Below are 3,111 nucleotides of genomic sequence, written 5' to 3' on the forward strand. Positions count from 1 at the left end.
CGTTTGTGAATGAAGCTTCCGGGGTAACCTCGCTCTCATCAACACCTAATTTTTCAACGATAATAGCCTTAACTCTTGAAGCAATATCAGACATAATGTTATAATTTAATGGTTAAATAATTCAGTGCAAAGAAAAATAAATTCTAACACATTTCAAATGTTTTTATTTCAGTATCAATTTTAATCTTTTTATTTCGAACTGTAAAGTAAAATTACTTTTATAATTTCGCATCTTAAAATAAAGAAATCGTTTTGAACAAAACTTACCTCAAACTTTCCTTAGATTTTGATTTCATTCTGATTGCAATTACCGCATCCTTAAAGGATTATGTCCTTTGTCACCACATCAATACCCAACTTCATTTTAATTTCGAAAAACTCGAAGATCATGAAGTTTTCTTCAATATTGACGAACCTCCGCTGTCTTTTTCTAAATATTTTTTTTATGTTGAACAAGGTGATAACGAATATTTTATTTTAAACAACAGAAACAGCGATGGGTTTTTAATTCCTGAAATGAATAAAGTAGATTTTTTCATGATTATTCATCAGTATCTGGATAAGGAAGACCTCAATTACATCATCAGTGGTTTAAATAAACTACCTGGTATTCAGGTTGCTGCAAAGATAGATCCAAATAAATTAAGGTCAAAAGAAAACCTGATCATATAAATTTTTAATGATAGGTGTATAAAATACACTATATTTGATTCAATAATAATTTTTAACCACCAAAATTAGCCGATTATAACCTGGATTTTTGATTATCCCTCTGCATGGTCGGCTAGTTATAATAATTGCAAATCAATGAAACCTTTTCATTCAAGAACAAAGATAGTTGCCACATTGGGTCCGGCATCGGCCAAAAAAGAAGTCTTATTTAGTATGTTTAACGCAGGTTTAGATGTCTGCAGATTAAACTTCTCTCACGGTTCACAAGCCGATCACCAGGAAGTTTTAGATACCATCCGTTCAATAAATAAAGAACATAATTACAATGTAGGTATTCTGGCCGATTTACAAGGTCCTAAAATCCGCATCGGTATGGTTCAAGATGGTGGTATCCATTTAGTTAACGGAACCAGAACTATCTTAACAACAAAAGAATGTATTGGTAATGAAGAGCGTATTTATATCACTTATACCACCTTTCCAAAGGACGTAAAAGCAGGAGAAATCATTCTTTTGGATGATGGAAAATTGCAGATGCGTGTAATTGAAACCAATTATAACGATGAAGTAATTTGCGAAATCGTTCATGGTGGTATCCTTACTTCCAGAAAAGGGGTAAACTTACCAAACACCAAAGTATCTATTCCATCGTTAACACCTGAAGATCGTGATAACCTGGAGTTTGTGCTTAAAAATGATGTAGAGTGGATCGGACTTTCTTTTGTTCGTAATGCTGCTGACATTGTTGAATTGAAAGAAATTATCAAACAAAGAGGTAAAACAGCAAGGGTTATTGCCAAAATTGAAAAACCTGAAGCTATTGCCAATATAGATGAAATTATAGCCGTTTCTGACGGTATCATGGTAGCCCGTGGTGACCTTGGTGTTGAAATGCCAATGGAAGAAGTACCATTGTTGCAAAAGATGATTGTTAACAAATGCCGTGCAGCGTCGAAACCTGTAATTATTGCTACTCAAATGTTAGAGAGCATGATTACTACACCTAGACCAACCCGTGCAGAGGTTAATGATGTGGCCAACTCGGTACTTGATGGTGCTGATGCGGTAATGTTAAGTGGTGAAACTTCAGTTGGTGAATTTCCTTTAATCGTTATTGAAACGATGCAGAAAATCATCAAAAACATTGAAACCAACAACTATCCTTTCCACCCAGAGAAACATTTGATCCAAAAATCAGAAAGCTTTTTAAGTGATGCCGTATGCGATACCGCTGCCTTCCTTTCTAAGCAAACTAATGCTGTGGGCATTGTGTCGATGACCTTAAGTGGGTACACTGCTTTTGAAATCTCTAGTCACCGCCCAAAAGCTTTGACATTCATCTTCACCAGCAACATCAACCTTTTAAATACTTTAAGTTTAGTATGGGGTGTTCAGGGCTTTTATTACGATAAGTTTGAAAGTACTGATGAAACCATTCTTGACGTAAATGCATTGCTTAAAGATATGAAGCTGATTAAAAAAGGTGATATCATTATCAATACCGCTGCCATTCCAATGGAACGCAAAGGTAAAACCAACATGGTTAAAGTTACTGTTATCGATTAATAAGAATATAGCTCAGGATTCAAAAATTTTTATACTTTTGCAATCCTGAATTGGAGAGGTGTCCGAGTGGCTGAAGGAGCACGCTTGGAAAGCGTGTGTACCTCAAAAGGGTACCGAGGGTTCGAATCCCTCTCTCTCCGCAGTTAAACAACAAAACCCATTGAATATCAGTGGGTTTTGTTGTTTAAGGTCCTAGTGGGGAATGAAAAGGGGTGTGAATTTCATAAACAAGTATTAAAAATATAGTTGCAACGACTAACTATTGATTTTTGTTTAACCTAAGAATCCAAGACGCTTAATTAGCAGTGTGTGAGAAGATGCGTTAACAGAGCATAAATTTGAAAGCAGGTATTGATCGTCAAAGTTACTCGTTCTTAAAAAAGTTAGTTACCTTAATCATTAGCAACATAGTCTTTCCTAAATCATAATCTAAATGGGTGCTTTCTCATACTTGACAATTGCAGGTTATCCTACCTATGACAACAAAAACGAATATTACAACGACGTTTCCAACCTGATCTTCCAGCCAGAAGATTTTATCACCGAATATCGACCATATAAGGAAAAAAACAGGCTATATTGGGGGGATGCGTACGATAATGAGGATAGCAACTTTGAATTCAAGGGATTCCGCCAGACAGTAGGCGTATGTTTAAAAAGACTCGAAATCTATGGTTACTCTTTGCTTACCGCTCAGAAAGAATGGTCAGCTGTAAGAGCTAATGTTTTAAATCAATATTATCTTCCAGACTATGACCTTCAGCTTAAGAAAATATCATTCGCTGCTTATTACCGAGAGCTACGCAATGTGATTTCGAATAAAATTATCAATTATGAACAGGCTAGAGATAGCCTTCAAAATATTCTGATCTC

At 35.4% G+C, this 3,111-nt stretch carries 3 protein-coding genes and 1 tRNA gene; all 4 read left to right on the plus strand.

The features are described 5' to 3' along the window. Window positions 1–252: 252 nt before the first annotated feature. Window positions 253–672, plus strand: coding sequence for an IPExxxVDY family protein (locus ACR2F7_RS11965; RefSeq protein WP_432713792.1), 420 nt, complete (start codon window positions 253–255; stop codon window positions 670–672). 135 nt (window positions 673–807) lie between these two features. Then, on the plus strand, window positions 808–2,238 hold the full coding sequence (pyk, locus tag ACR2F7_RS11970; RefSeq protein WP_432713793.1) for a pyruvate kinase: 1,431 nt from the start codon (window positions 808–810) through the stop codon (window positions 2,236–2,238). Between the two features lie 52 nt (window positions 2,239–2,290). Continuing rightward, a tRNA-Ser gene (locus ACR2F7_RS11975) sits at window positions 2,291–2,378 on the plus strand. A 293-nt stretch (window positions 2,379–2,671) separates the two neighbouring features. Further along, window positions 2,672–3,111: HEPN/Toprim-associated domain-containing protein (locus tag ACR2F7_RS11980; RefSeq protein ID WP_432713794.1), on the plus strand; the 440-nt coding region annotated here is incomplete at its 3' end.

Source organism: Pedobacter sp. (assembly GCF_045628745.1).
Taxonomy (GTDB): Bacteria; Bacteroidota; Bacteroidia; order Sphingobacteriales; family Sphingobacteriaceae; genus Pedobacter.

What these genes read in the sequence shown, in the direction of transcription:
- pyk (WP_432713793.1), top strand. Translation starts at nt 808, where the DNA reads ATGAAACCTTTTCATTCAAGAACAAAGATAGTTGCCACATTGGGTCCG.